The sequence below is a fragment of the Falsiroseomonas ponticola genome (genome assembly GCF_016805305.1).
In the GTDB taxonomy this organism is placed as follows: domain Bacteria; phylum Pseudomonadota; class Alphaproteobacteria; order Acetobacterales; family Acetobacteraceae; genus Falsiroseomonas; species Falsiroseomonas ponticola.
The window spans coordinates 892,570-914,603 of the sequence record NZ_JAERQN010000001.1; the positions used below are offsets into that span (position 1 = coordinate 892,570).

Annotated in this window: 21 protein-coding genes; 14 read left to right on the forward strand and 7 right to left on the reverse strand. The window is 72.6% G+C overall.

Translation table 11 applies throughout. The features are described 5' to 3' along the window. Positions 1 to 103 precede the first annotated feature (103 nt). The 4 genes from JJI54_RS04270 to JJI54_RS04285 are packed head-to-tail and all read left to right on the forward strand — an operon-like array spanning position 104 to position 2,711. Positions 104 to 649: a carboxymuconolactone decarboxylase family protein gene (locus tag JJI54_RS04270; protein ID WP_203071237.1), complete on the forward strand. Its 546-nt coding sequence runs from the start codon at positions 104 to 106 to the stop codon at positions 647 to 649. 2 nt (positions 650 to 651) lie between these two features. Beyond that, the gene (locus JJI54_RS04275; RefSeq protein ID WP_203071239.1) at positions 652 to 1,116 is read left to right on the forward strand and encodes a nuclear transport factor 2 family protein; all 465 of its coding nucleotides are present in this window, start codon (positions 652 to 654) and stop codon (positions 1,114 to 1,116) included. Then, entirely contained in the window at positions 1,113 to 1,709 is a 597-nt protein-coding gene (locus tag JJI54_RS04280) for a pyridoxamine 5'-phosphate oxidase family protein (RefSeq protein WP_203071241.1), read from the forward strand. The genes JJI54_RS04275 and JJI54_RS04280 overlap by 4 nt, the downstream gene beginning before the upstream one ends. 39 nt (positions 1,710 to 1,748) lie before the next feature. Continuing rightward, the gene (locus JJI54_RS04285) at positions 1,749 to 2,711 is read left to right on the forward strand and encodes a tripartite tricarboxylate transporter substrate-binding protein (protein WP_203071243.1); all 963 of its coding nucleotides are present in this window, start codon (positions 1,749 to 1,751) and stop codon (positions 2,709 to 2,711) included. Positions 2,712 to 2,721: 10 nt separating this feature from the next. Here the strand turns inward: JJI54_RS04285 and JJI54_RS04290 are convergent, their stop codons facing one another. The 3 genes from JJI54_RS04290 to flgE form a co-directional block, all read right to left on the reverse strand. Continuing rightward, complete coding sequence (locus tag JJI54_RS04290) at positions 2,722 to 4,521, reverse strand: CocE/NonD family hydrolase (RefSeq protein WP_203071245.1); 1,800 nt, start codon at positions 4,519 to 4,521, stop codon at positions 2,722 to 2,724. A gap of 48 nt (positions 4,522 to 4,569) precedes the next feature. Then, positions 4,570 to 6,162 (reverse strand): ABC transporter substrate-binding protein, encoded by a 1,593-nt coding sequence (locus JJI54_RS04295; RefSeq protein ID WP_203071247.1) that lies wholly within the window; start codon positions 6,160 to 6,162, stop codon positions 4,570 to 4,572. Positions 6,163 to 6,525: 363 nt separating this feature from the next. Further along, positions 6,526 to 7,833 (reverse strand): flagellar hook protein FlgE, encoded by a 1,308-nt coding sequence (flgE, locus tag JJI54_RS04300; RefSeq protein ID WP_203071249.1) that lies wholly within the window; start codon positions 7,831 to 7,833, stop codon positions 6,526 to 6,528. 309 nt (positions 7,834 to 8,142) lie between these two features. Between flgE and JJI54_RS04305 the strand changes: the two genes are divergently transcribed. From JJI54_RS04305 to JJI54_RS04350, 10 genes are all read left to right on the forward strand, one after another. After that, positions 8,143 to 9,315, forward strand: a complete 1,173-nt coding sequence (locus tag JJI54_RS04305) for a flagellar hook-length control protein FliK (RefSeq protein ID WP_203071251.1) — start codon at positions 8,143 to 8,145, stop codon at positions 9,313 to 9,315. A 13-nt stretch (positions 9,316 to 9,328) separates the two neighbouring features. Continuing rightward, a complete protein-coding gene (locus tag JJI54_RS32590) occupies positions 9,329 to 10,048 on the forward strand; it encodes a flagellar hook assembly protein FlgD (RefSeq protein ID WP_203071254.1) in 720 nt (239 codons plus the stop codon). Between the two features lie 235 nt (positions 10,049 to 10,283). After that, a complete protein-coding gene (gene fliF / locus JJI54_RS04315) occupies positions 10,284 to 11,954 on the forward strand; it encodes a flagellar basal-body MS-ring/collar protein FliF (RefSeq protein WP_203071256.1) in 1,671 nt (556 codons plus the stop codon). After that, positions 11,951 to 12,967, forward strand: coding sequence for a flagellar motor switch protein FliG (gene fliG, locus JJI54_RS04320; RefSeq protein ID WP_203071258.1), 1,017 nt, complete (start codon positions 11,951 to 11,953; stop codon positions 12,965 to 12,967). The genes fliF and fliG overlap by 4 nt, the downstream gene beginning before the upstream one ends. Continuing rightward, on the forward strand, positions 12,964 to 13,647 hold the full coding sequence (locus JJI54_RS04325; protein WP_203071259.1) for a FliH/SctL family protein: 684 nt from the start codon (positions 12,964 to 12,966) through the stop codon (positions 13,645 to 13,647). The genes fliG and JJI54_RS04325 overlap by 4 nt, the downstream gene beginning before the upstream one ends. Positions 13,648 to 13,657: 10 nt before the next feature. Further along, positions 13,658 to 13,999 carry a flagellar motor switch protein FliN gene (gene fliN / locus JJI54_RS04330; protein WP_203071261.1) on the forward strand — a complete coding sequence of 114 codons (342 nt, stop codon included), beginning with the start codon at positions 13,658 to 13,660 and terminating at the stop codon, positions 13,997 to 13,999. A 4-nt stretch (positions 14,000 to 14,003) separates the two neighbouring features. After that, positions 14,004 to 15,344: a sigma-54-dependent transcriptional regulator gene (locus tag JJI54_RS04335; protein WP_203071263.1), complete on the forward strand. Its 1,341-nt coding sequence runs from the start codon at positions 14,004 to 14,006 to the stop codon at positions 15,342 to 15,344. 3 nt (positions 15,345 to 15,347) lie between these two features. Further along, the gene (gene flhA / locus JJI54_RS04340) at positions 15,348 to 17,441 is read left to right on the forward strand and encodes a flagellar biosynthesis protein FlhA (RefSeq protein WP_203071265.1); all 2,094 of its coding nucleotides are present in this window, start codon (positions 15,348 to 15,350) and stop codon (positions 17,439 to 17,441) included. Positions 17,442 to 17,445: 4 nt separating this feature from the next. Continuing rightward, positions 17,446 to 18,414: a flagellar biosynthesis protein FlhF gene (locus JJI54_RS04345; protein ID WP_203071267.1), complete on the forward strand. Its 969-nt coding sequence runs from the start codon at positions 17,446 to 17,448 to the stop codon at positions 18,412 to 18,414. Beyond that, positions 18,411 to 19,154 (forward strand): nucleotide-binding protein, encoded by a 744-nt coding sequence (locus JJI54_RS04350; protein WP_203071269.1) that lies wholly within the window; start codon positions 18,411 to 18,413, stop codon positions 19,152 to 19,154. The genes JJI54_RS04345 and JJI54_RS04350 overlap by 4 nt, the downstream gene beginning before the upstream one ends. A 105-nt stretch (positions 19,155 to 19,259) precedes the next feature. On the opposite strand, the gene JJI54_RS04355 is transcribed toward JJI54_RS04350, so the two are convergent. From JJI54_RS04355 to JJI54_RS04370, 4 genes are all read right to left on the reverse strand, one after another. After that, positions 19,260 to 20,033 carry a DUF1217 domain-containing protein gene (locus tag JJI54_RS04355; RefSeq protein ID WP_203071271.1) on the reverse strand — a complete coding sequence of 258 codons (774 nt, stop codon included), beginning with the start codon at positions 20,031 to 20,033 and terminating at the stop codon, positions 19,260 to 19,262. A gap of 5 nt (positions 20,034 to 20,038) precedes the next feature. Continuing rightward, a complete protein-coding gene (locus JJI54_RS04360; protein WP_203071273.1) occupies positions 20,039 to 20,464 on the reverse strand; it encodes a flagellar biosynthesis repressor FlbT in 426 nt (141 codons plus the stop codon). An 11-nt stretch (positions 20,465 to 20,475) separates the two neighbouring features. After that, positions 20,476 to 20,862 carry a flagellar biosynthesis regulator FlaF gene (locus tag JJI54_RS04365; RefSeq protein ID WP_203071275.1) on the reverse strand — a complete coding sequence of 129 codons (387 nt, stop codon included), beginning with the start codon at positions 20,860 to 20,862 and terminating at the stop codon, positions 20,476 to 20,478. Between the two features lie 108 nt (positions 20,863 to 20,970). Next, on the reverse strand, positions 20,971 to 21,855 hold the full coding sequence (locus tag JJI54_RS04370; RefSeq protein ID WP_203071277.1) for a flagellin: 885 nt from the start codon (positions 21,853 to 21,855) through the stop codon (positions 20,971 to 20,973). Positions 21,856 to 22,034 lie beyond the last annotated feature (179 nt).

Consider the following 22,034-nt stretch of genomic DNA (forward strand, 5'->3'; position numbering starts at 1 on the left):
CCGCCATTGCACTCAGGGCAATGATGAAGTGTCAAGGATCATGATTATCGCGAACGACGCAACGGCGCAGGATCGGCGGCGTCATCCCGGAAGGAGACCACCCATGACCCGCCTCACCACCCACGCCGATATCGATGCCGCCCCGGCGGCCTCCCGCCCCTTCCTGCAGGCCGTGCGGAAGCAGATCGGCTTCGTACCCAACCTGTTCCGCACCGTGGCCAGCAGCCCGGCGGCGCTGGAAGGCTATCTCGGCCTCAGCGCCGCGCTGGCCAAGGGCAGCCTGCCGCCGGCCACGCGGGAACGCATCGCGCTGGCGGTCGCCGCCATCAATGGCTGCGACTACTGCCTGGCGGCGCACAGCCATATCGGCGCGACCCTCGCGAAGCTGGACAGCGCGGAGATCGCGGCCAATCGCGCGGGCTTCTCGAACGACCCCAAGGCCGATGCGGCGGTGCGCTTCGCCTCCAAGGTGGCGCGCGACCGCGGGCATGTGGATGACGATGCGCTGCGCCTGGTGAAGATCGCGGGCCATGACGAGGCCGAGATCATCGAGATCGTGCTGCACGTCGCGCTCAACACCTGGACCAACTACCTGAACAACGTGGCGGGGACGGAGGTGGATTTCCCGCCCGCGGCGCAGGCGGCGTGACCATGTCACGGCCGCCCCTGCCGCCCTTCGATGCCGGTTCGGCCGCGCGGAAGGCGCGGCTGGCCGAGGATGCCTGGAACAGCCGCGACCCCGCGCGGGTCGCGCTGGCCTATACGCCGGGCAGCCGCTGGCGGAACCGCGCGGAATTCATCGAGGGCCGCGCCGCCATCGAAGCCTTCCTCCAGCGCAAATGGGCGAAGGAGCTGGAATATCGCCTCATCAAGCAGGTCTGGGCCTTCGGCGGCGACCGCATCGCGGTGCGCTTCGCCTATGAATGGCACGATGCCACAGGCCAGTGGTGGCGCAGCCATGGCAACGAGAACTGGGAATTCGACGCGGAGGGGCTGATGGCCCGCCGCATCGCCAGCATCAACGACCTGGCGATCGAGCCCGCGCAGCGGCTGTTCCACTGGCCGCTCGGGCGGCGGCCGGACGACCATCCGGGGCTGGAGGAACTCGGGCTGTGACCCCCTCCAGCGACATCGCCTTCACATCAGCGGTGAAGGCCATCCAGGCGCGGCGCGGGTCGCGCGCCAGCTATGCGCGGATGGAGGAGCGGGGCGGCTGGGCCACGACCGTGACGCCGGACCTCGCCGCCTTCATCGCGGCGCAGACCAGCATCTTCCTGGCGACGGCGAATGCGGAGGGGCAGCCCTACATCCAGCATCGCGGCGGCCCGCCCGGCTTCCTCCGCGTGCTGGACGAAAGGACGCTCGGCTTCGCCGATCTCCGCGGCAACCGGCAATACATCACGCTCGGCAACCTGGCGGAGAATCCGCGCGCGCATCTCTTCCTGATCGACTACGCGCATCGGCGGCGCGTGAAGATCTGGGGCCGCGCGCGCGTCGTGGAGGATGATCCGGCGCTGCTGGAACGGCTGCGCATGCCGGGTGATGCCACACCGGCGGAGCAGGCGATCCTCCTCGACATCGAGGCCTGGGACGCGAACTGCCCCCAGCACATCCCCCAGCGCTTCGAGGCCGCGGATGTCGCGGCGGCGCTGGCGGCGCGGGACCGGCGGATCGCGGAACTCGAAGCCCTGCTGGCGGCGCGGGCATAGTCGGGTAGGCTCCCCTCCAACGAAGCCTGGAGGAACGCCATGCGCATCACCCGCCGCGCCCTGACGGGCGCCGCCGCCGCCCTGCTGCCGCTGCCGGCCGCGGCGCAGCCCGCCTGGCCCAACAAGCCCGTGCGCTTCATCATCCCCTTCGCGCCGGGCGGGCCGGTGGAGATCCCCGCGCGATTCATCGCGGAGCATCTCCAGCGCAAGCTCGGCCAGCCCTTCATCGTGGAGACGCGGCCCGGCGCGGGGGGCTTGTTGGGCACGCGCGCGGTGATGGCGACGCCGGATGCGCATAACTTCCTCTTCACCACCTCCGCCATCAGCATCCTGCCCGCCGTGATGCGCGACCCCGGCTATGACCCCATCGCGGATTTCATGCCCGTCTCCATCGTGCTGGATGCGCCGATGGGCGTGCTGGTGCGGCCCGACAGCCCGATCCGGGACCTGGCGGATTTGGTGGCGCGGGCGAAGGCGCGGCCGGGCAGCATCAGCTTCGGCACCGCCGGCAATGGCGCCACGACGCATATGGGCGGCGAATTGTTCAAGGCGCTGGCGGGGATCGACCTGCTGCACGTCCCCTATCGCGGCGCGGGGCAGAGCGTCACCGCGCTCTATGCGGGGGACACGGACCTGCTGATCGTCGGGCTGCTGGAGACGATGGCGCATGTGCGGGAAGGCCGGCTGCGCGCCATCGCCGTGACCTCGCCCCGGCGCAGCCCGGTGCTGCCGGACGTGCCCTCCCTGGCGGAAGCGGCGCCCGGCTATGGCGTGACGATCTGGTACGCGATCTTCGCGCCGCGCGGCGCGCCGCCGGCTGTGGTGGAGACGCTGGCGGCGGAAATGGCGCCGCTGGCGCAGGGGTCGAGCCTGGCGCAGCGCCTGGAAGCGGCCGGCGCGCAGCTCGTGCTCTCCGGCCCCGGGCCGCTCGGCGAGCGGATGCGCACCGAGGTGCCGATGTGGAAGGGCATCGCCGAACGCGCGCAGATCCGGCTGGATTGAGCGCGCGCCCTCATCCCCGCAGCGGCAGCACCAGGCGGCTGGCGCGATCGGCATCGAGGAAGACGGTGTTGGTCGCGATCCGCAGGCCGCGCGCCATGCCCTCCGCCTCCCCCGTATTCGGGTTCACGTCGAAGCGCGGGAAGTTGGAGGAGGAGACATCCAGCCGGATGCGATGCCCCGGCAGGAACAGATTGGCGATGGGCAGGGAGAGCCGGATGCGCCGCACCTGGCCGGGCTCCGCGAGCCGGGGGCGGGACGGGTCCTCGGCATAGCGCAGCCGCAGGATGGTGTCGCCAAGCAGCATCGCATAGCCGCGCGGATAATCGGCGGAGGCGGGGTGCACATCGACCAGCTTGACGGTGATGTCGGTATCCGGCGCGTCGGTGGCGACGAACAACTCCGCCACCACCGGCCCCACCACCTCCACCGCCTCGCGCAGCGGCGGCGTCTGGAAGACCAGCACGTCGGGGCGGGAGGCCAGCGGCAGGAAGGGCGGCGTGCAGCCATGGAAGCCCGGCCCCTCCACCTGGTCCTGGCTGCCCGGCAGCGCGAGGGGTTCGAGGGAGGAGAAGGCGCCGCCGATGGTCGGCACGGGATGGGCGGGGTCGAAGCGGAAGCGCGCGGGCTCCGCGCCGGCGGCCGGTGCCTCCCGCCGCAGCGCGCCATCGCCATGCAGGTGGAAGGCGGCCGGCACGGCATCCGGCAGCGGCCAGTCCGCGGCGGTGATCCAGCGCCCGCCATGATCCAGGTGCCCGCCCGGCGTGCGCCGCCCGCTGCCGCCGCCCATGACGAAGATGCGCACCGGCGGCTCCCCATCCCCGATCCCGCGCACGGCGTGGTCGAGGAAGCGCACGCGGTGCCGGTTCCAGTCGCCGGCCCAGGAATCGATCGGCGCCTCCACCCCGAAATCGACATCGCCGAAGACGCGCTGGCTGCGTTCCCCATGCGTCCAGGGGCCGAGGATCAGGCGCTGCTGCCCCCGCCCGGCGCGCTTCAGCCCGGCATAATTCGCCGTCACCGTGCCGGGATAGGGGTCGAACCAGGACGACATGTGCAGCACGGCGGCGCGGCTGTAGCGGTCGTGGAATCCCTCCGCCCACAGGCCGATGCGCTGCCAGGTCGCGTCGAAGGTGCCGGCGCGCCACTGGTCCAGCAGCACGCGTTCGTAATCGGGGTGGTGGCGCAGCGGCGAATGGCCGGCGCGCCAGGGCAGGCGGGTGAACCAGGCGGCCAGGTCCTCCGCCTCCAGCGCCGCGCGCAGCACCGGGTCGCGCGCCGCCTCCGGGGATCGCCGCGCCTCGTTGAAGGCCCAGCTCGCCTGCTTCAGCTCGAAGGCGCCGTTGTGGCGCACGGCGTTGCGCCAGGCATTGTCGAAGCCGCCGGAATCCAGCACCTGCGCCACCAGCCCCGGCGGGTCCAGGCAGCCCAGCGCGGCGGCGGAATGCGCGCCATAGGACATGCCGATGGTGGCGATGCGGCCATCGCACCAGGGCTGGGCGAGGATCCAGGCGCAGCTGTCGAAGCCGTCCTGGCCCTCGTTCAGGTATTTCTCGAAGATGCCTTCGGAGTCGCCGCGGCCGCGGCTGTCCTGCAGCAGCACGGCATAGCCCGCGCGGGTGAAATGCGCGGCGAGGCGCGGGCCATCCATCGGCACCGGGTCGGCGGCCGTCACCTCGATGCGCCGGGGCGCGTCGCGGCCATAGGGCGTGCGTTCCATGACCACCGGGAAGGGCCCGCCGCCCTCCGGCCGGTAGAGCGTGGCGGCGAGGGTCACGCCGTCCCGCATCGGGACGCGCAGCGTCGTGCTCATCGGATGATGCTCCGTCGCGTGCTCATCGCAGGATGCTCAACGGCGTGCTCACCGCACGACGCGCGCGAAGCGGATGGAGGTCTCGTCCAGCATGTTGGCGGCATGCTCGATATCGCCGCGCGACGCCCAGAAGGATTTCTGCCAGAGCAGCGGGATGATGCCCTGGTCCGCCATGGCGATGCGCGTGGCCTCCACCAGCAGGCGGTTGCGCTCCTCCTCGTCGAAGGTGGCCAGCGCCCGGGCCAGGGCGGCATCGAATTCGGCGTTGGAATAGCGGCCCCGGTTGGTGCCGCCCAGCCCGCGCGCCAGGTCCCGCGTGGCGAGCAGCCCGCGCAGCCCATCGGCGGAATGGGGCGAGGCGCTGTTGTAGGCGAAGAGGAAGGCGGAGAAGCGCTGGTCCGTCGCCTGGCCGATATAGACGTTGAACGGCATGGTGGTGACGCCGTTCACGCGGATGCCGCCGCGCGCCAGCATCTGGCCCAGCGCCTGCGCCATGGCCGCATCCTGCGGGAAGCGGTTGTTGGAGGAATGGATGGTCAGGCCGAAGCCGCTCGGCCAGCCCGCCTCCGCCAGCAGCGCCCGGGCACGGGGCAGGTCGAAGGGCATGGGCGCCAGGCCCGGATCGTAGCCGCCCTGGCCCACCGGCACGATCTGCCCGGCGGGCACGCCGCCGCCGGACAGCAGCGTGTTCACCAGCGCGTCGCGGTTGATCATCATGGACAGGGCCTGGCGCACGCGCGGGTCGCGCAGCGGGTTGCGGGCCATGGGCCGCCCTTCGGCATCCGTCACGAAGGGGCTTTCGTCCCGCGCGCTGTCGAGGGCCATGTAGGCCATGCGCGGCGTGACGATGGAGGTGACGCGGATGCCGCGTTCGCGTTCCAGCCGCGCCACATCCCCGGGCGGGACGCCATCGATGATGTCGACGCCGCCGGACAGCAGGGCGGAAAGCCGCGCCGCGGGGTTGGTGATGAAGCGCACCGTCACGCGCTCGAACTCGCTGGCGCCGCGCCAATGCCCGTCGAAGCGCGAAAGCCGCATCTGGTCGCCGGGCGTCCAGGACACGAAGCGCATCGGCCCGGTGCCGATCGCCGCCCGGCCGCTGTTGAAATCGGCGGTGCTCGCACCCTCCGCCGCGCGGCGGGAGGCGATGTAGACCTGCCCGATCTGTTCCAGCAGCAGCGGTGTCGGCACGGCGGAGGTGACGCGGATGGTCAGCGGATCGACGATCGTCATGGTCGCGATGTCGCCGACATTGCGCGCCCAGCTGGACGGGCTGTTCGGCACGTCCTTCGCGCGGGTCAGGGAGAAGACGACATCCTCCGCCGTGAAGGCCGATCCGTCATGGAAGCGCACGCCCTCGCGCAGCCGGATCTCCCAGGTCAGCGGATCGAGCACGCGCCAGGAGGCGGCGAGCGAGGGGCCGATCGCCTGGTTGACGTCGAAGTTCAGCAGGCTGTCGTAGATGTTGCGCATCGTCGATGCGTCATTGCCCGCATTGTTGAAATGCGGGTCGATGGCGGCGTGTTCCGCGACGCGGCCCATGGTGATGTCGCGCGCCGCCGCCGGGGTGGCGGCCAGGGCGGCGAGGGCGGCGGCCGCGGCGAAACGGGCCGCGGTTCCGCGGCGCTTCGGCGATGACATTCTGGAGCCTCCCGTGTTCGGCGTTGGCGAGGCTCGACCCATGCCCGCCGGCACCTCGCGGCCCCGCGATTGCGGCGATTACGCGCGTGCCGCCGGATGGCGTCAACCGCCGCGCGGGGGGCGGCGCGAAGCGGGCGGCCGCCTTCCTGGCGACCGCGCTGCCGGGGCAGCCCCGCGGCATCCTGCCGCGGAAGGACATGGCGGCATCCTGCCGCGCGCCGGTAGGGCGGCATCCTGCCGCGCATCAGTCGGGCGGCATCCTGCCGCGCATCAGTAGGGCGGCATCCTGCCGCGCATCGGTAGGGCGGCATCCTGCCGCGGGGCCTGGGCGGCGATCCTCGCCACCCCCGGATGCAGGCGCCGTCAGCGCTTCAGGTTGACGGTCTCCTGCAGCAGCTCATCCGCCGTCGTCACCAGCTTGGTGTTGGCGGAATAGGCGCGCTGGGCGACGATCAGCTTCGAGAATTCGGCGGCGATATCGACATTCGCCCCCTCCACCGCGCCGGCCTGCAGCGTGCCGGTGCCATTGGCGCCGATGGCGGAAACCTGCTGGCGGCCGGCTTCCTGCGTCAGCGCGAAGGCCTGGCCATCCAGCCGTTCCAGCGCATCCGGATCGGCGAAGCTCACCACCGGCACCTGCGCCACGGTGCGGCTTTCGCCATTGTCGTAGTTCACCACCACCTTGCCATCGGCCTGGGTGGCGACGGAGGCGAAGGCGCCGGCCGGCCCGCCATCGCGGGAGACGCCGCGCAGCTCATAGGCCGCGCCGCCATACTGCGTGACCCCGGCGGTGGAGCCGAAGCGGCCGAGGTCGATGCCGATGGTCTGGTCGGCGCCGCCGAAGCTGCCGGTGACGTTCAGCAGCGCATTGCCGGGGTTCGCGGGATCGAAGCGGCCGACGGTGTTGCCGGCGGCGTCCAGCACCTCCCCGATCGTGCCGGCGGGGGCGCCGTTGGTGCCGAAATTCACGGTGAAGGTGCCGAGTTCCGTCGCCGCGCCGCCGCCGGTCGCCGGGCGCGTCACCGCCAGCGTCCAGCTGTTGTCCCCCGCGCCGCGCGTCCAGCCGAGGTCGAGGGGATGCAGGTTGCCGAGCTGGTCATAGACCTGCGCCTGGGTCGAACCCGTGGTGCCGGCCGCCGCGCCGGCGGGCAGGTTGGCCGACAGGGTCACGGCCTCGGTCGGCGCGGGCGGCAGGCTGGCGCGATCGATGCGGATGGGGGACAGGCGCGTCGCATCCGGGGTGCCGGTGGCGGGGTTCACCGACCAGCCCTGCAGCACGTCGCCGCTGCCGTTCTGCAGGTAGCCTTCGCTGTTCAGGCGGAAATCGCCGGCGCGGGTGAACATGGCGCGGCTGTCGAAGCTGGTCTCCCCCGCCGCGCTGGCGACCGGGCGCGCCACGCTGAAGAAGCCGCGCCCGCTGATCGCCAGGGCCAGCGGGTTGTCCACCTGGCTGATCGTGCCCTGCACGTCGTTGGTGGCGTCCGTGTTCGCCACCACGCCGCCGGTGAAGCGGCTGGTGCCGGCATTGACCACCATGTCCTCGAAGCTGGTGTCGAGGCGCTTGTACCCCGTGGTCTGGCTGTTCGCGACGTTGTCCGAGATGTTCGCGATGGCCCGGCCCTGGGCATTCATGCCGGAGACGGCGGTGGCGAGGGAGTTGAAGAGGGACATGCGGCTGGCCTTGGTTCCTGTGGGTTCGCCCGAACGCTGATCGCCGCCGGGGGAAGCCCCTGGGGTGGCGTGCCAGGCACAGGGCAAGGGCCGTGCCAGGAGACGAGGCAAGGTTTAAGGCCGGGTTGACGCGGGCAGGCCGCGTTGACCGCCCGGCAATAGATGCCGGGCCGGCATCCCTGGCCGGGCCGGAACCGTCCGCCGCGCGGGTTGGCGCGCGGGCAAATCCTTGGCGGGGCGTGAACGGGCGGCTGGCCCGTTCATTGCTGTTCACAGCTTCGGCACCTTTGCCAGGGATCACCCCCCATCATGCTGTCCCCTGCCCCGACCCCGGGAGCGCCCCCGGCCGCGCCCGACGCCCCCCGCGCCTCGCGCCGCCCCGCCGCCGGCGGCTTCGATGCCGCGCTGCGCCAGGCGGAGGCGCCGGAGCCGGAGGCGCGCGCGGATCGCGGCCCCGCCGCCCCGCCCGGGGATGGCCAAGCCGCGCCGGCGGAGCCTGGCCGCCCCGGTGACGCCGAGGCCGCTCCCCCGGCCGCGCCGCAGCGCGAGGCGGCGCGGGAGGAGATCGCCGAGGCGATGCCTGGCGCGGTACCGGCCGAGGCCGCGCCCGCCGCGGCGCCGGACCCCCAGCCGGCCCTGCCCATGCCCGGCGATGCCGCCATGGCCCTCGCCCTGGCCGGCACCCCGCTGGCCACGCCCCCGGCCGACAAGGCCCCCCTCGGCGCGAGCGGCCCGCCTTCCGCCCCGCCGGATGCCGGGCCGGGCGGCCCGGCCGGCACCGCCACGCCCGCCGCCCTCGCCGCCGGCGCAGTGCCGGGGGAGGACACCCAGGCAGGCCAGGCCGCGTCCGGGGACGCCGCGGAGGCCCCGGCGGACAAGGCCGCAGCGCCCCCGCTGCCCGAGGCAGCACCGGGCGCCCCGCCGCCGGGCGATGGCACGGCGCCACCCGTGCCCGCCGCCGGCCCGCACCAGGCGCTGGCCGCCGCACCCCCGCCCGAAGCGCCGCCGCCCGCCCGCGCCTATGCCCCCGCCATGGCCGTGCCGGCGCAGCAGGTGGCCCCCGTGGTCGTCGCGCAGATCGCCCGCGGCGGCGATGCCTCCCGCCTCATCGTCCAGCTGCGCCCCGCCGAGCTCGGCGGCGTGGAGGTGGCGGTGGAAGCCCGCCGGGAGGGCGGCACGCAGGTGCGCATCACCGTGGAGCGGCCGGAGACGCTGATGCTGCTGCACCGCGATCGCGGCGCCATCGAACAGGCGCTGCAGGCCGCGGGGATCGAGGCGAGGCCGGAGACGCTCAGCCTCGGCCTCGGCGAGCCCGGTGGCGATCCCGGCCGCGATTCAGGCCGCGACCCTGGCCGCGATCCAGGCGGCGGTGCCGGCGGGCATGGCCGCGGCCAGCCCCGCGAAGGCCGCGCCGCCGCCACCGCCATTGCCATGCCCCCCGCGCGTCTGGTCGCGCGCGGGCTGCTCGACCTTGCTCTCTGAAGGGAGGATCCCGATGACCGCCGCCACCACCGCGACCAATGCCGCCGCCGCCACCGCGACGCGCGCCACCACCCCCACCAGCGCCGCCAGCGCCAATGCGGCCACCAGCTCCGCCGCCGCCAATGCCGCGCGGTCGCTCGGCGGGGACATGACCACCTTCCTGAAGCTGCTGACGACGCAGCTGCGCCACCAGGACCCGACCCAGCCCATGGATCCCAACCAGCTGACCCAGCAGCTCGCGCAATTCGCGGGGGTGGAACAGCAGATCGCGACCAACCAGCACATGGAAGCGCTGCTCGGCCTGCAGCGCACCTCCGCCCTGGTGGCGGCGACGCCGATGATGGGCCGGGACGTCGAAGTGGCGGCCGACCACCTGCAGCTCTCCAACGGCACGGCGCAGGAAGTGCGGCTGCCCGCCGCCGCCGGCAACGTCACCCGCGCCCGCGTGGCGCTGACCGACAGCACCGGCGCGGTGATCCGCGACGCCATCGTGCCGCTGGGCCGCGCCGCGACGGGCTGGAGCTGGGACGGCCGGACCAGCCAGGGCCGCCCCCTGGCCGATGGGCGCTACGGCCTGACCGTGACGGGGGTGGACGCCACCGGCGGCACCACCGGGCCGCTGGCCGCCGTGGTGGCCGGCACCGTCACCGGCATCTCGCAGGACCGGGATGGCGTGCAGCTCGCCCTCGGCGCGCTGACGACCGGCTTCGATACCTTGCGCCGCGTGAAGTGACGGCACGCGCGGCGGCGCGGCACCCGGCAGGGAATGCCGGTGCCACGCCGCCGGAATCAAGGACTTGCAGGGCGCTGCTACGCCTTGAAATGACTCGATAATCGATGCCACCGGAACGGGCCGCGGTTAACAGGAGGTAAAGGCACCCGGCAGAAGATGCCCACCGCGCGGCAGGACGCCGCCCGGGAGATCGCATGGTGCGCAAGCTGGCAACGGGCATGAAGGCGGGGCGGTGATGGGTGGCCTCGGCAACCTTCTGGCGGTTCTCCGTGGCCTCGGCCCCGCGCGCCTGATCGCGCTGGGCAGCGTCGCCGTCGCGACGCTCGGCGTGATCGGCTTCCTGGCCCTGCGCAGCGCGGAAGCGCCGATGGCGCTGCTCTATGGCGATCTCGACCAGCGCGACGCCGCGCAGGTGGTGCAGGCGCTGGAACGTGCCCGCGTGCCGCACCGCATCAGCCAGAATGGCGCGGAGGTGATGGTGCCGGCCGACCAGGTCGCGCGCCTCCGCCTCCAGCTCGCGCGTGACGGCATCCCCGCCGGCGGCTCCGTCGGCTATGAGATCTTCGACCGCCAGGGCGGCCTGACCGCCACCCCCTTCCAGCAGGACCTCAACCGCGTCCGCGCCCTGGAAGGCGAGATCGCGCGCTCCATCCGCACCCTCTACGGCGTCTCCGCCGCCCGTGTGCACCTGGTGATGCCGCGGCGCGAGCCCTTCTCGCGGGAGCGTGGCGAGGCGCAGGCGAGCGTGGTGTTGCAGATGCGCGGCGCGCAGCGGCTGGACCGCGAAGGCGTGCAGGCGGTGCTGCACCTCGTCTCCGCCGCCGTGCCGGGCCTGAAGCCGCAGAACGTCTCCATCGTCGATGGCCGCGCCGAATTGCTGGCGCGCGGCGGCCAGGCGCTGCCGGGCTCCGAGCAGGGGATCGCGCTGAGCGCGGAGGAGATGCGGCGCGCGCAGGAGATGCGCATCGCCCGCGGCGTGGAGGAGATGCTGGAGCGCACGCTGGGTTCCGGCCGCGTGCGGGTGGAGGCGACGGTCGAGCTGGATACCGACCGCGTGCAGATCACCGAGCAGCGCTTCGACCCGGACAACCAGGTGCCGCGCAGCACCTCCTCCTCCACCGAAAGCTCCCGCAGCGGGGAGCCGCAGAACGTCTCCGTCGCCAACCAGCTTCCCGGCGCGCCGACGACGCAATCCTCCGGTCCCCAGACCTCCGAGAACAAGCAGGAGGAGACGACCAACTTCGAGATCGGCCAGACCAGCCGCACCGTGGTGCGCCAGGCGCCGGTGCTGAAGCGCCTGTCCGTCGCCGTGCTGGTGGATGGCGTGATGGATCCGGGCGATGGCACCGCGGCACCCCGCTTCCGCGAAAGGAACCGGGAGGAGCTGGATCGCATCGCCGCCCTGGTGCGCGGCGCCATCGGCTTCGACGAGCGGCGTGGCGACCGGCTGGAAGTGGCGAGCCTGCGCTTCGCGGAGCCGATGGGCGGCCCGGCGGCGGAGGATGTGCCGAGCCTGCTGGCATCCCTGCTGACGCCCGCCGTGGTGACGCGGCTGACGGAAAGCGCGCTGCTGGCGCTGGTGGCGCTGATGGCCCTGCTGCTGCTCGGCCGGCCCGTGGTGTCCCGCATCACCGCCTCGCTCCAGCCGCAGCCCGTGCTGGCGGGTGGCGGCGGCGCGATGCTGGCGGCGGAAGGCGGCGTGGTCGCCGCCGCCACGGCCGGCGCGCTGCCCGGGCCCAGCAACGCCAACGATCCGCCGGCGCCCGAGGAATATGTCGATGTCGCGATGGTGCAGGGGCAGCTCCGCGCCTCCTCGCTGAGCCGCGTCTCGGGCCTGGTGGAGAAGCACCCCGATGAGGCGCTTGCCCTGATCCGCCGCTGGCTGTCCCCGGAAGACCGCAAATGAGCACGAGCTTCTCCGTCACCGCGGCGCTGTCCGGCCCGCACAAGGCCGCGGTGCTGATGCTGGCGCTGGGCGAGGAACGCGCGGCCATGCTGCTCGGCCGGATGCATGATGACGAGGTGCGCGACGTCTCCGCCGCCATGGCGTCGCTCGGCCCCATCTCCGCCCCGGTGGTCGAGCAGCTCTGCAACGAGTTCAGCGATGCGCTGGGCGATGCGGGCTCCCTCATGGGCGGGTGGGAGGCGACGGAGCGGCTGCTGCTGCGATCGCTGCCCAAGGAACGCGTGGCGCTCATCATGGATGAGCTGCGCGGCCCCGCGGGCCGCACCATGTGGGACAAGCTCGGCAACGTGAATGAGAACGTGCTGGCGAACTACCTGAAGAACGAATACCCGCAGACCGTCGCCGTAGTGCTGTCCCGCATCCGGCCGGACCACGCGGCGCGCGTGCTGTCCCTGCTGCCCGAAGCCTTCTCCATGGAAGTGGTCATGCGCATGCTGCGCATGGAAAGCCCGCAGGCGGAGGCGCTGGAGGGCGTGGAGCGCACGCTGAAGGCGGAGTTCATGTCGAACCTGGCGCGCGCCACGCGCCGCGACCCGCATGAGCTGATGGCCGAGATCTTCAACAACCTCGACCGCTCCACCGAGAACCGCATGATGGCGGCGCTGGAGAGCGTGTCGGATGACAGCGCGGCGCGCATCCGCCAGCTGATGTTCACCTTCGAGGATCTGAAGCGCCTCGACGCCAACGGCATCCCGGTGCTGCTGCGCGCGGTGGAGAAGGACAAGCTGGCGATCGCGCTGAAGGGCGCCTCGGAAGCGCTGCGGGAGCTGTTCCTGCGCGGCATGTCCGAACGCGCCGGCCGCATGCTGCGCGACGACATCGCCGCCCTCGGCCCCGTGCGCCTCAAGGATGTGGAGGAAGCGCAGGCGATCATCGTCGCGCTGGCCAAGGACCTCGCCCAGCAGGGCGCGCTGCGCCTGACCGATGGCGCGCAGGAGATGATGATCGAATGAGCACGCCGGATGAAGGTGGCGCCGGCTGGTACGCCGCGCTGCCGCGCCCGCTCTCCCGCGCCTCCGCCCTGGCCGGCACGCCCTACGCCTTCGCGCTGGATGATTTCAGCGAGCAGGAGCCGGTGGTGGTGGCGGCGCCGGAGCCGGAACCCGAGCCGGAGCCCGAGCCCGATCCGCTGCCCGCGCTGCTGGAGGCCGCCCGCGCCGAGGGCTTCGCCGCCGGCCACGCGGCGGGGCGGGAGGAGGCGCTGCGCGGCATCGAGGCCGCCACCGCCGCGACGCTGCGCGATGCCGCCTCCGCCCTCTCGCTTGGCGTGGCGGAGGCGCGGGAGGTGGCGGAGGCGACGGCGGATGCGGTGGCCCGCGCGGCGCTGGCCGCCGTGCTGGCCGCGCTGCCGACGCTGGCGGAGCGGTGCGCGGAGGCGGAGGTGATCCGCTTCGCCAGCGCGCTGCTGCCCTGCCTGGCCGGGGAGCCCGGCGTGGCCCTGCGCGTGGCGCCGGACCTCGTCGCCCCCGTCGCCGCGCGCTTCGCCGACCAGCCGCGGCTGGAGGTGCTGCCCGATGCGACGCTGGCGCGCGGCGATGCCCGCGCGGCCTGGCGCGGCGGAGAGGCGGCGCGGCACGCGGAAGCGGCCCGCCGCGCGGTGATGGATGCATTCGCCGGCTTCGGCCTGGCGTGAGGAGAGACCCATGAGCGACACGCGCAATCCCCTGGTGCTGGACGAGCTGAAGGATGCCGACCCCGCGCTGCGCCGCGCGGCGCAGGTGGCGCATCCCGGCAGCGGCGACCTCGGCGCCATCTACGACATCCCCGTGCAGGTCAGCGCCGTGCTCGGCCGCGCCACCATGCAGGTCAGCCAGCTGCTGAAGCTCGGCCGCGGCGCGATGATCGAGCTGGACCGCAAGCTGGGCGAGGCGGTGGACATCTACGTCAACAACCGCCTGGTGGCGCGGGGCGAGGTGGTGATGGTGGGCGACAACCGCCTCGGCATCACCATGACCGAGATCGTCAAGACCGACAGGGCGGGGTGATCGCATGTCCCGCCTGCTGATCCTCGGCGCGCTGTCCGGTCCGCTCGGCGTCGCCGCGCGCATGGCGCAGTCCCGCGGGGCGACCATCGCGCAGGCGGACAGTCTCGGCACCGCGCTGGCGCATCTGCGTGGGCCCGGTGCGGACCTGGTGCTGTGCCATGTCGGGCATGACGTGGCGGCGCTGCTGCGCGGCCTCTCGGCTGAACGCATCGCCTGCCCCGTCATCGCCTGCGGGCCGGAGGAGAATGCGGTGGAAGCCATCGCCGCCGTGCGCGCGGGGGCGCGGGATTTTCTTCCATTGCCGCCGGATGCGGACCTGATCGCGGCCATGCTGGAAGCGGCTGCGGGCCATGGGGAGGGCACGCAGGCGCCGGTGGCGCGCGACCCGGCCATGCTGGCCGTGCTGGCGCGCGCCAACCAGGTGGCGCGGGCGGAAGCGAGCGTGCTGATCACGGGCGAGAGCGGCACGGGCAAGGAAGTGCTGGCGCGCCACATCCACGCCGCCAGCCGCCGCGCGCGCGGCCCCTTCGTGGCGCTGAACTGCGCCGCGCTGCCGGAAGCGCTGCTGGAGAGCGAGCTGTTCGGCCATGAGAAGGGCGCCTTCAGCGGCGCCGTCGCCGCCCGCCGCGGCAAGTTCGAACAGGCCGATGGCGGCACGCTGCTGCTGGACGAGATCGGGGAGATGGACCCGCGCCTGCAGGCCAAGCTGCTGCGCGCGATCCAGGAGCGGGAGGTGGACCGCCTGGGCGGCACGCGCCCCGTGCGCGTCGATGTCCGCATCCTGGCCGCCACCAACCGCGACCTGGCCGCGGAAGTCCGCGCCGGACGGTTCCGGGAGGACCTCTACTTCCGCCTCGACGTGGTGCGCCTCAAGCTGCCGCCGCTGCGCGACCGGCCGGCCGATATCCTGCCGCTGGCCGAGCATTTCGCCCGCCGCTACGCGGATGCGAACGGCCTGCCGCGGCGCCTCTTCTCCATGGCCGCCCGCGCCGCCCTGCTGCGCCATCCCTGGCCCGGCAATGTGCGGGAGCTGGAGAACGCCGTGCACCGCGCCGTGCTGCTGGCGGAGGGGGCCGAGATCGGGCCGGAGGCGATCGAGCTCGCCCCCTGCGCGCCCCTGCCCAGCGCCGCGCCCGCGCCCGCGGGGGTGGAGGGCCTGGTCGGCCGGAAGGTGGAGGAGGTGGAGCGCGACCTCATCATCGGCACGCTGTCCCATTGCCTCGGCAACCGCACGCGGGCGGCGGAGATCCTCGGCATCTCCATCCGCGCGCTGCGCAACAAGATCCATGACTATCGCGCCTCCGGCCTCTCCGTGCCCGCGGCGCCCGGCTATGCGGTGGATTGATCGATGAGCACGACGACGACCAACCGCCTCGCCCTGCCCGGCTGGATGGCGGATGCCCGGCCGGGCGGCGACATCGCGCTGGCGCTCTGCGTCGTCGCGCTGCTCGCGATCATGCTGGTGCCGCTGCCGACGGTGCTGCTCGACCTCGGCCTCGCCATCTCCATCACCTCCTCCGTCCTCGTGCTGATGGTGGCGCTGTTCCTGAACCGGCCGCTGGAATTCACCAGCTTCCCGACCGTGCTGCTGCTGACCACGCTGCTGCGCCTCGGCCTCAATGTCGCGACGACGCGCGCCATCCTCTCCCACGGGCATGAGGGCCCGGCAGGGGCGGGGCAGGTGGTCTCCGCCTTCGGCGCCTTCCTGATGGGCGGCGACGTGCTGATCGGCCTGGTCGTCTTCGCCATCCTGCTGATCGTGAACTTCATGGTGGTCACGAAGGGCTCCGGCCGCATCGCCGAGGTCGCCGCGCGCTTCAGCCTGGACGCCATGCCGGGCAAGCAGATGGCGATCGACGCCGACCTTTCCGCCGGCATCATCGACGAGACGGAATCGCGCCGCCGCCGCAAGGAGCTGGAACAGGAAAGCGCCTTCTACGGATCGATGGATGGCGCCGCGAAATTCGTCCGCGGCGACGCCATCGCCGGCATCATCGTGACCTTCGTGAACCTGCTGGGCGGGCTCGCCATCGGGCTCGGCCGCCACGGCATGCCGCTGGCCGATGCGGTGCAGTCCTATTCGCTGCTGACCGTCGGCGACGGCCTGGTCAGCCAGATCCCCTCGCTGCTCGTCTCCGTCGCCGCCGGCATCGTCGTCACCAAGGCGGGCGCGGAAGGCCGGGCGGATCAGCTGCTGGCCACCCAGCTCGGCTCCGCGCCGAAGCCGCTGGCGATCGCGGCCGGCGGCGCCGTGCTGATGGCGTTGATGCCGGGCATGCCGATGCTGCCCTTCCTGGCCCTGGCCGGCGCCGCCGGCGCCGCCGCCTGGATCGGCCGTGGCTATGGCGTGGAGAAGCCGGCGGAGGCGGCCGCCATCGCCGCCGCCGCCAGCGGCCCGGCCGCGGAGGAGGCGCAGGCGCAGGACGCGCTGCGCGTGGATGGCGTGCGGGTCGAGCTCGGCTACGGCCTGCTCTCGCTCGCCGCCGGCGATGCGCCGCGGATGACGGACCAGATCCGCGCGCTGCGCCGGACGCTGGCCGCGGAGATGGGCTTCATGCTCCCCTCCATCCGCGTGCAGGACAACCTGACGCTGGAGCCCGACCAGTACCTGATCCGCATCAAGGAGCTGGAGGCGGGCCGCGGCACGCTGCGCGCTTCCCTGCTGCTCGCCATCGATCCCTCGGGCGGCGAGCCCTCGCTGCGCGGCGAACGCTGCCAGGAACCTGCCTTCGGCCTGCCCGCGGTGTGGATCGAGGAACAGCAGCGGGAGGAAGCGCTGGCCCGCGGCTGCACGGTGGTGGATGCCGCCGGCGTGCTGGCCACGCACCTGACCGAGATCATGCGGGAGAACATGGCGGAGCTGCTGTCCCACGCCGATACGCGCAAGCTGCTGGACGGCCTGCCGGAGGAGCAGCGCCGCATCGTGCAGGAACTGATCCCCGCCCAGGCGAGCATGGGCACCGTGCAGCGCGTGCTGCAGACCCTGCTGGCGGAGCGTGTCTCCATCCGCGACCTGCCGACCATCCTGGAGGGCATCCAGGAAGCCTGCTCCGCCGGCGCCCGCGCCGTGCCCGCCATCGTCGCCACCGTCCGCCTGCGCCTGGCGCGGCAGCTGACGGAGGCCGCCCGCGCGCCCTCCGGCCATGTGGCGCTGATCTCGCTCGGCGCCGAATGGGAAGCCGCCTTCGGGGAGGCGCTGGTCGGCCCGGCGGAGGACCGGCAGCTCGCCATGGCGCCCTCCCGCCTCACGGATTTCGTGCGGCGGCTGCGGGACGTGCTGGACCAGGCGGCGGCGCAGGGGGAAGCCCCGGTGCTGGTCTGCTCCGGCGCCATCCGCGCCCATGTCCGCGCCGTGGTGGAACGCTTCCGCCCCATGACCGCGGTCATGGCCCAGGGCGAGATCCACGCCCGCGCCCGCATCAGAACCCTCGGACAGGTCTGACCCCATGCGTATCCGGGTGTTGAAGGCGGCCTCCATGCCGGAGGCCATGGCGCGGCTGCGGGAGGAGCTGGGGCCGGATGCGGCGCTGCTCTCCAGCCGCCCGGTGAATGGCGGCGTGGAGGTGACGGGCGGCCTCGACCTCGATGACGAGGAGGAGGAGCTGCCGGTGCTGATCGGCGCGCCGCCCCGCGCGCCCCTGCCGGCCGCCTGCCGGCCGCGCGCCACCGATGATGCGGCGGCCATCGCGCTCGATTTCCACCGCGTGCCGGAAGCGCTGGCGCGGCGCCTGGCGGCGGCGCCGCTGGAGGCCTCGCTGGAAGCCAGCCTGCGCTTCGCGCGCCTGCCCGATGGCGTGGCGCGGCCGCTGCTGCTGGCGGGCCCCGCCGGCGCGGGCAAGACGCTGACCTGCGCCAAGCTCGCCGCGCGCCGCGTGCTGGGGGGCGAGGAGCCGCCGCTGGTGATCAGCGCGGATGCCGAACGCCCGGCCGCCGCCGAACAGCTGGCGGCCTTCACCACGCTGCTGGGCGCCACGCTGGCCGTGGCGCTGACGCCGGCCGCGGTGGCGCTGGCGATGGAAAGCCGCAGCCCCGGCCAGCCCGTGCTGATCGACACCGCCGGCTGCGATCCCTTCGACCCCGCCCAGGCGCGCATGATCGCGCAGCTGATCGCGGTGACGGGCGCGGTGGTGGCCCTTGTGCTGCCCGCCAGCACGGATGCGGCGGAAGCCGCCGACCTGGCGCGCGCCTTCAGCGCGCTGGGGGCCACGCATCTGGTGGCGACACGGCTCGATGCCTCCCGCCGCATCGGCGCGGTGGTGTCGGCGGCGGCGACGGCGGGGCTCGCGCTGGCGGAAGCCGGCACGGGGCCGCAGGCCGCGGATGGGCTGACGATGATGGAACCGGCCTGGCTCGCCGCCAGGCTGCGGCAACGATCGCATATCGAGGTCTCCGCGTGGGAGGGAGTGGCACCATGAGCGCTGGAAACGGCCGTCTGATCGCCGTGGCTTCCGGCAAGGGGGGTGTGGGCAAGACCTGGCTGTCCATCACGCTGGCGCAGGCGCTGGCGCAGCGCGGGCTGCGCGTGCTGCTGGCCGATGCGGATTTCGGCCTGGCGAATGTCGATGTGCAGCTCGGCCTGCATCCCTCCATCGATCTCATGAACGTCCTGACCGGCCGCGCCAGCTTCAAGGGCGCCGTGCTGCATCATGCGGAAGGCGGGTTCGACGTGCTGCCGGGCCGTTCCGGCGGCACCGCCATGGCCAACCTGCCGGCGGAGGCGATCGAGCATGTCGGCCTGCTGATGCGCAGCGCCGCCAATGCCTGGGATGTGGTGGTGCTCGACCTCGGCGCCGGGCTGGCGGCGGGCAACCGCCACCTGGCGGCGGTCGCCGACACGCTGCTGGTGGTCACGACGGATGAGCCGACGAGCCTGACGGACGCCTATGCCGTGCTGAAGCTGCATGGCCGCGACCGGCCGGATGGCGATGCGCGGCTGGTGGTGAACCAGGCGCGGGACGAGGCCGCGGGCCGGCGCACCGCGGCGGCGCTGCAGCATGCCTGCCGCACCTTCCTGCGCCGCAACCTGCCCGTCGCGGGCATCCTGCGGCGGGACGAACGCGTGCCGGACGCGATCCGCAAGCAGGCGCCGCTGCTGCTGCGCTACCCGAATTCCATGGCCGCGATGGATGCGACGGCGCTGGCGCGGGCGCTGTAGCGGAAACCCCCGGGGAAGGCGCCGGCCTTCCCCGCCCGGCGCGGCAACGCGCACGCGAAAAGGGCCCGGTGCGGCGCACCGGGCCCTTCGCGCAGGCGGCGGGCTTCAGAAGGTGAAGCCGAAATTCGGCGCGGGGATGGAGGACTTGTCCTCCGCGATCGTCAGGTAGCGCTGGATCAGCTTCTCCTTCTTCGCGGGGTCGGCCAGGTCCTCCACCTTGAAGCCGCGCTGCAGGGTGCGGGCCTGGGCCTCCACCTCCTGCAGCGCCAGCTCCTTCGGCAGGCCCGCGATGGTGCTGGCGATCCGGCGCAGCACCTTGTTGCCCAGCACGTCATAGACGCCCGTCCTGGTCGTGGTGGACATGGTCTTGAGGTAGAGGGCGTCGGAGACCGCCTGGCTCTTCTCCTCGATCGCCGTCAGGCGCTTGTAGTCCACCAGCCCGTCCAGGATCGTCTGCCGCGTCGCGGCAAGCCGCAGCGTGGACAGCCCGGTCTTGAACATGTCGAGCTTCTCCGCCGCCGTCTTCCAGCGCTTGTCGGAGAGGTTGAGGGCGAGCGACTTCTTGTCCGAGAGATCCGACATCAGCACGCGCTTCGCCATGCCGACATTCTGCGCATTGTCCGCGAGCCCCAGGCCCTGCATCAGTACGCGAACGGCCTCGGTGTCCCGGAACAGGTCGTCCGGCTTGCGCGCGCGGGCCAGCACGCGGTCCAGCCGCGCCATGTCCCGCAGGATGGCGGGGTCCTTCCTCAGCCGCGCCGTCTCCTTCTCCGCCGAGGACAGGCTCGTCTTGTAGAAGGTGAAGCGCTCCGGGGCGGTCAGCGTGACCGTCTGGTTGTCGGACCCGAACAGCGTGGAAAGCTGCGCCCCGGTGAGCATCGCGGCTACTCCTGCGGCGGTGCGGACAGCATCGCGTCGTCATGCGGGAACAGCTCCCGCACCCGGCGCATCGCCTCCCAGCACTTGCCCTCCTCCAGCTCCTCGATCGCGCGCTCGATCAGGCGCTTAACGGTGGCGGAGGTGCTGGCCTCGGCATAGTCGGCGGCCAGGCCGCGGGCGAGTTCCAGGAATTGCGGGCGCTCCGCATCCTCGCAGATATAGGCGGCCTGGATGGCGAAATAGAGCCGGCGCGCCGGCGTGTTCGCATCGTTCGGCGCCAGGATCTGCTTGCCGAACAGGAAGCGCACGCGGTTCGACAGCACGACGGAGGCGCGCGTCTGGAACTGCAGCGCGGCACCGTTGACGAGCATCTTGTCGCCGGCGCGGAATTCCAGCACCAGGCGGCTGCTGCGGTTGGAAGGGGGGGTCATCGCGGCGCTCATCAGGCTGCCCTCTGGCGGGCACCGAGGCCCGCGGCAAAATCCTCGGCGATCGAGGCCAGGAAATCGAGATCGGGCTCGGGGGCGCTCGCCTCCTTCACCGCGCGGCGCGCCACGGCGGCGATGGTCAGCCGCAGCTCCCGCGGCAGGGTCGAGACGGGATCGAGGACGATGCCCTCCACGGTGGCGAAGACGCGATGCGCATCGGCCGCGGCGCGGATGGAGGCCATGGGCGAGGCGTCGCGCATCGCATTGCGCAGGCGGGCGGCGAGGATGGCGAAGACATCCGCCTCCTGCTCGCGCTGGGACCGGCCGGACTGGGCGGCACCATAGGCACGGAAGGCCAGGGCGGCGTTGGCACGCGGCACATCTTGGGCCTCGGACAGCATGGCCGGTCTCTTCCTCGGCGAGGGCGCGCGGGGCGCCTGGAACGGATAGGGTCTCGGTGAAGGGGGTGGTCATGGGCCGGGGTCTCCCCCGGCCCATAGCCGTTCAGATCACTGGAACAGCTTCAGGAGCGCCTGCGGCGCCTGGTTGGCCGTGCTCAGCGACTGGGTGCCCAGCTGCTGGCGGATCTGCAGGGACTGCATGCGCGCGCTTTCCTTGGCCAGGTCGGCGTCGATCAGGGCGCCGAGGCCGCCGGACAGCGCGTCCAGCTTGTCCTTGTTGTAGGCGATCTGGCTGTCGATCGCGCGGCTGTCATTGCCGTACGTCGCCATCGCCAGGTTCGCCTGGGCCTCGATGCCGCCGAAATCGCCGGCATTGGTGCCGGACAGCGCCGTCTTCCAGAGCGCGGCGGCCGCCGCGGCATCCGTCGGATCGGCATCGACGTCATCGGCCAGCGTCAGGTCGAAGGTGCCGGAGGCCTGGCCGCTGAAGCTGTAGGTGTCGCCCTTCTCGTTGCGCACGACGTTGAAGTCGCTGCCCGCCGCGGCGGTCGCACCGTCCGCATTGGCCGAGACGCCCAGCAGGGACTTGCCGTTGTACGTCGCGTCGTTGACGTACTGGCCGATCTGCTTGGCGAGCTGGTCGTACTGCTTCATGTAGTTCAGGCGGTCCTCGCCGGTGACGTTGTCGTCAGCCAGCTTGACCATGACGCTCTTCACGTCCTTGAGGGCGGAGGAGATCTGGGTCAGGCCCGCCAGCGTGGTGTCGAGCAGGCCCTTGGCATTGCCGAGCTGCTCGTTCGCGCTGGTCACGCCGGCCACGTCGCCGCGCACCTTCTGGGCGACGGCGAAAGCCGCACCATCGTCCTTCGCGTCGGCGACGCGCAGGCCGGTGGAGACGCGCTTCTGCGTCGTCGCCATTTCGTCGGCTGTCCGGTTGAGGGACTGCAGCGCGACCATCGCGCCGTAGTTCGTCATGACGGAGTTGGCAGCCATGGTTGTCATCCTCTTGCGACATCGCCCCGCGGATCTTCCGGGGGCGTGGTGCCAGCGGCCCTCGCTTCGGGGCATGGCACCAGGGGGAAGACGGTCGCCTTCGGGATCATCCCCGGCACCATCAGGTCCGCTCGTTCATGGAGCGGCGGTGAGCGGAAACTGATGCACGTCTATTGCCC